The following is a 5,187-nucleotide window of genomic DNA, read 5'->3' on the forward strand; positions in this document are numbered from 1 at the left end:
CCTTTCGTACCCCCCCTAGACTGAACCTCCAGCACAGGTGGCTACACGCTCGAAAGGCGCCCCCGTGTCCATCGGCAACTCCCCTGACGGCAACTCCCCCGACGACGAGCGTCCGTTCGAAGACGACCGCGACGAACGTGAGGCGGAACGCCTTTCGATCGGCCGTGCCCTCCAACAGGCGCGTATCGCGGCCGGGCTGACCGTCGATGACGTCAGCAACGCCACCCGGGTCCGTATCGCCATCGTGCACGCGATCGAGCAGGACGACTTCGCCCCCTGTGGCGGTGACGTCTACGCGCGCGGGCACATCCGCACCCTCGCGCGCGCGGTGCGCATCGATCCCGCGCCGCTGCTCGCTGAGTACGAGGCCGGTCATGGAGGGCGCCCCGCGCCCACCCCGGCGGCGCCCCTGTTCGAGGCGGAGCGCATCCGCCCCGAGCGGCGCGGGCCCAACTGGACCGCCGCCATGGTCGCCGCGATCGTCGCGGTGATCGGCTTCGTCGGCTTCACGTTGTTCAGCGGCGGTGACGAGGAGGGCAGCCAGGCGCAGGTCGCCGAGGGCTCCACGCCGACCACGAGCAAGGCCGCCTCGCCCACCACCAAGACCGACAAGCCCGACGCCGACCCCAAGCCCGACCCGTCGGACAGCGCCATCGCGGCGGCGCCCCAGGACAAGGTGACCGTCCAGGTGAGCGCCGTGGACGGCCGCAGCTGGATCTCCGCCAAGGACCACAACGGCCGGCTGCTCTTCGACGGACTCCTGAAGCAGGGCGACTCCAAGACCTTCCAGGACAAGCAGAAGATCGACCTCGTCCTCGGCGACGCCGGGGCGATCCAGCTGCATGTGAACGGCAAGGAGATCGAGGACGAGTGGCAGCCCGGCGCGGTCGAGCGCCTGACCTACACCCCGGGCGACCCTGAGGCCGGATAGCCGCTGTACGGGGTTCGCCCAGGCGGCTCCGAAGAAATGCGAGGACACGGGGTTGGCCAAGATCGGCCAACCCCGTCGACGTGGGCTGTCAGTCGGACGAAGTAGTCTTGAGCCCATGCCTGAACGCCGTACCGTCGCACTCGTCACTCTCGGCTGCGCCCGTAACGAGGTGGACTCGGAGGAGCTCGCAGGCCGCTTGGAGGCGGACGGCTGGGAGCTCGTGGAGAACGCCGAGAACGCGGATGTCGCCGTGGTCAACACGTGCGGCTTCGTCGAGGCCGCCAAGAAGGACTCCGTCGACGCGCTCCTGGAGGCCAACGACCTCAAGGACCACGGCAGAACGCAGGCCGTCGTGGCGGTGGGCTGCATGGCCGAGCGGTACGGCAAGGAGCTGGCGGAGGCCCTGCCCGAGGCCGACGGTGTGCTCGGCTTCGACGACTACGCGGACATCTCCGACCGCCTCCAGACCATCCTGTCCGGCGGTGTCCACGCCTCCCACACCCCGCGCGACCGGCGCAAGCTGCTGCCCATCAGCCCCGCCGCGCGGCAGAGCGCGGGGGCGGAGGTCGCGCTTCCCGGGCACGCGCCCGTCGATCTCCCCGAAGGCCTCGCTCCGGCCTCGGGCCCCCGCGCGCCCCTGCGGCGCCGCCTCGGCGGCTCGCCCGTCGCCTCGGTGAAGCTCGCCTCCGGCTGCGACCGGCGCTGCTCGTTCTGCGCCATCCCGTCCTTCCGCGGATCCTTCATCTCGCGGCGCCCGAGCGATGTACTGGGCGAGACCCGCTGGCTCGCCGAGCAGGGTGTGAAGGAGGTCATGCTGGTCTCCGAGAACAACACCTCGTACGGCAAGGACCTGGGTGACATCCGTCTCCTGGAGACCCTTCTGCCCGAGCTCGCCGAGGTCGACGGCATCGAGCGGGTGCGCGTCAGCTACCTCCAGCCCGCCGAGATGCGGCCCGGTCTCATCGACGTGCTCACCTCCACGCCCAAGGTCGCGCCCTACTTCGACCTGTCCTTCCAGCACTCCGCGCCCGCTGTGCTGCGCGCGATGCGGCGCTTCGGCGACACCGACCGCTTCCTGGAACTCCTCGACACCATCCGCGCCAAGGCTCCGCAGGCCGGCGTGCGCTCCAACTTCATCGTGGGCTTCCCCGGTGAGACCGAGGACGACCTCGCCGAGCTGGAGCGGTTCCTGAACGGCGCGCGGCTGGACGCGATCGGCGTCTTCGGCTACTCCGACGAGGAGGGCACCGAGGCCGCGACGTACGACGGCAAGCTGGACGAGGACGTGGTCGCCGAGCGGCTCGCGCGCGTGTCCCGGCTGGCGGAGGAGCTCGTCTCGCAGCGCGCCGAGGAGCGGGTCGGCGAGACCGTGCAGGTGCTGGTCGAGTCGGTCGACGGCGAGGAGGGCCCGTACGGCCGCGCCGCGCACCAGGCGCCCGAGACGGACGGCCAGGTGCTGCTCACCACCGCCGAGGGGCTGCGCGCCGGCCAGGTGGTCGAGGCGAAGGTGGTCGGCACGCAGGGTGTCGACCTGGTGGCCGAGCCGCTCCAGGGCACGCTCCCGTGTAGTGAGGAGGCGGCCAGATGACGGGAGTCCCGGCATCCGCGGCGAGCGGCTCCTCCAGCGCCTCGGGCGCGACGGGCGCCTCCGGAGCCTCCGGGGGAGCCAGGCCGGTGCGCGGCGGGAAGCTGGGTGCTGCTGCCGTCAACCAGGCCAGCCTGTGGAACATCGCGAACCTCCTGACCATGCTGCGGCTGGCCCTCGTACCGGGCTTCGTCGTCCTGCTGCTCATGGACGGCGGCTACGACCCGGTATGGCGTGCCTGGGCCTGGGCGGCGTTCGCCGTCGCCATGATCACCGACGTCTTCGACGGCCATCTGGCGCGCACGTACAACCTCGTCACCGACTTCGGGAAGATCGCCGACCCCATCGCCGACAAGGCGATCATGGGGGCGGCGCTGATCTGTCTGTCCGCCCTCGGCGATCTGCCGTGGTGGGTGACGGGAGTCATCCTCGGGCGGGAACTCGGGATCACCCTGCTGCGTTTCCTGGTCATCCGGTACGGGGTCATCCCCGCGAGCCGTGGCGGCAAGATGAAGACGCTCGCGCAGGGGACGGCCGTCGGGATGTACGTCCTGGCACTGACGGGACCCCTGGCGACGCTGAGGTTCTGGGTGATGGCTGTGGCGGTCGTCCTGACTGTCGTGACCGGGCTCGACTATGTGAAACAGGCCATTGTGCTGCGCAGGCAAGGAATCGTCGCTCGGAAAGCCGCGGCGGAGGAGGCGGAACGGTGAGTTCCACGGCCACCGAAGTGCTGCGACTACTCGGAGTGAGGGGCGAGACGCTCGCTGTCGCCGAGTCGCTCACCGGTGGTCTGGTTGCGGCGGAGATCACGTCGGTGCCCGGAGCCTCTCGGGTCTTCCGTGGGTCGGTGACCGCCTATGCCACCGAGCTCAAGCGCGAGGTGCTCGGGGTCGACGCCACCCTGCTGGCCGAGCGCGGGGCGGTGAATCCGCAGGTGGCGGCCCAGATGGCGACCGGGGTGCGGAAGCTCCTCGGCGCGGACTGGGGCATCGCGACCACCGGAGTCGCGGGTCCCGATCCCCAGGACGGTCAGCCGGTGGGGACGGTTTTCGTCGCCGTCGACGGCCCGTCCTGCGCGGATTCCGGCTGTCCAGGTGGCGGGAAAGTTGCGTCACTGCGGTTGAACGGCCACCGACCGGAAATCCGTAGAGAGAGTGTACGGAGCGTACTCGCACTGCTCCTGGAGGAGCTTGCGGGCGAACAGACCGGGAACGAGCGGGCACAGGATACGGAACAGAACGGGGGGACTTGATGTTTGCAGCCCTGAGTGAACACGACAGCGCTCCCCGCACGGCCGCGGCGCAAGGCGGTACGGTGGGGCGTGAAGGATGCGGCTACGCGGTCCGAGGAGGGAGCCACCGATGATTCTGCTCCGTCGCCTGCTGGGTGACGTGCTGCGTCGGCAGCGCCAGCGCCAGGGCCGTACTCTGCGCGAAGTCTCCTCGTCCGCCCGAGTTTCACTCGGCTATCTCTCCGAGGTGGAGCGGGGGCAGAAGGAGGCTTCCTCCGAGCTGCTCTCCGCCATTTGCGACGCGCTGGACGTACGGATGTCCGAGCTCATGCGGGAAGTGAGCGACGAACTCGCGCTCGCCGAGCTGGCCCAGTCGGCAGCGGCCGCCGAGCCGGTGCCCGCACCAGTGCGTCGTCCCATGCTCAACTCCGTATCGGTGGCCGGCGTGCCACCGGAGCGGGTCACGATCAAGGCGCCCGCCGAAGCGGTGGACGTCGTCGCCGCGTAACGCGCACGCGGGCGCGGGTGCGTCTCGTTCGACGGTCATCGTCGGCGAGGGGCGAAGGCGTGTACGAAGCCCCGGCCGGGGCTTCTCCGGGGATACCTGGAGGGGCTCCGGCCGGGGCTTTCGTGTGGTGCCCGTCGCGAAACCTTCGTGTGTTCCCCGTTTGCCGGTCCTGGACGGGGCGGTCAAGGTGGAGGGAGTGGGGGCTCGGGGCCGTACGAACGATTCTCCGTGCGATTCTCCATGTGAGGGATGTGCGGCGGAGGGATTCGGAGCATGCCCATGTACGTCGTCAAGAGCCCGCTTTCCGAGGCCGACCTCAAGACCGTGTCCGCGGCGTTGCAGGGCGCACTGGTCGATCTGGTGGACCTCTCCCTGGTGGGGAAGCAGATCCACTGGAACGTGGTCGGACCGCGTTTCCGTTCCATCCACCTTCAGCTCGACGGGGTCGTGGCCACCGCGCGCATGCATTCCGACATCGTGGCGGAGCGTGCCGCGACGCTGGGCGTCTCTCCTGACGGGCGGGCCGGCACGGTGGCGGCCCAGAGCGCTGTCGGCAGGGTTCCCGAGGGCTGGGTCAACGACACGGACGCGGTGAGCACGCTCGTGGCCGCGCTGGGCGCGGTGATCACGCGGATGCGGGAGCGGGTGGAAGCCACCGCCGAGCCGGATCCGGTGAGCCAGGACATCTTCATCTCGATCACGGCGGACCTCGAGAAGCATCACTGGATGTTCCAGGCGGAGAACGGCTGAACCTGGTGTGAGCGTGATGCGGATGCGCCCCTGTGCCGGGGGGTGCGCCCTGCCGGACGGTGCCTGTGGCGGCCTAGCGTCTGGCGGAGGGCTTGGGGTGCAAGGGCCCCGGAGGGCAGGGTGGCCTGGAGGTGGCGGCCATGCGGGCAGTTCGTTGGGGGCGCTTGGGGCGCTTGGGG

At 70.1% G+C, this 5,187-nt stretch carries 6 protein-coding genes; all 6 read left to right on the forward strand.

Annotated elements, in window-relative coordinates; genetic code table 11:
- Positions 1-64: 64 nt before the first annotated feature.
- The 6 genes from FNH04_RS40825 (at position 65) to FNH04_RS40850 (ending at position 5,008) form a co-directional block, all read left to right on the forward strand.
- Positions 65-931 carry a helix-turn-helix domain-containing protein gene (locus tag FNH04_RS40825; RefSeq protein ID WP_322725325.1) on the forward strand — a complete coding sequence of 289 codons (867 nt, stop codon included), beginning with the start codon at positions 65-67 and terminating at the stop codon, positions 929-931.
- Between the two features lie 115 nt (positions 932-1,046).
- Positions 1,047-2,519: a 30S ribosomal protein S12 methylthiotransferase RimO gene (rimO, locus tag FNH04_RS40830; protein WP_152791241.1), complete on the forward strand. Its 1,473-nt coding sequence runs from the start codon at positions 1,047-1,049 to the stop codon at positions 2,517-2,519.
- Complete coding sequence (pgsA, locus tag FNH04_RS40835; RefSeq protein ID WP_152791242.1) at positions 2,516-3,229, forward strand: CDP-diacylglycerol--glycerol-3-phosphate 3-phosphatidyltransferase; 714 nt, start codon at positions 2,516-2,518, stop codon at positions 3,227-3,229. The genes rimO and pgsA overlap by 4 nt, the downstream gene beginning before the upstream one ends.
- Positions 3,226-3,771 carry a CinA family protein gene (locus FNH04_RS40840; RefSeq protein WP_322725327.1) on the forward strand — a complete coding sequence of 182 codons (546 nt, stop codon included), beginning with the start codon at positions 3,226-3,228 and terminating at the stop codon, positions 3,769-3,771. The genes pgsA and FNH04_RS40840 overlap by 4 nt, the downstream gene beginning before the upstream one ends.
- Before the next feature lie 109 nt (positions 3,772-3,880).
- Positions 3,881-4,258, forward strand: a complete 378-nt coding sequence (locus FNH04_RS40845; protein WP_152791243.1) for a helix-turn-helix domain-containing protein — start codon at positions 3,881-3,883, stop codon at positions 4,256-4,258.
- Positions 4,259-4,537: 279 nt separating this feature from the next.
- On the forward strand, positions 4,538-5,008 hold the full coding sequence (locus FNH04_RS40850; RefSeq protein ID WP_152791245.1) for a Dps family protein: 471 nt from the start codon (positions 4,538-4,540) through the stop codon (positions 5,006-5,008).
- Positions 5,009-5,187 lie beyond the last annotated feature (179 nt).

Source organism: Streptomyces phyllanthi, assembly GCF_009377205.1.
Taxonomy (GTDB): Bacteria; Actinomycetota; Actinomycetes; order Streptomycetales; family Streptomycetaceae; genus Streptomyces; species Streptomyces phyllanthi.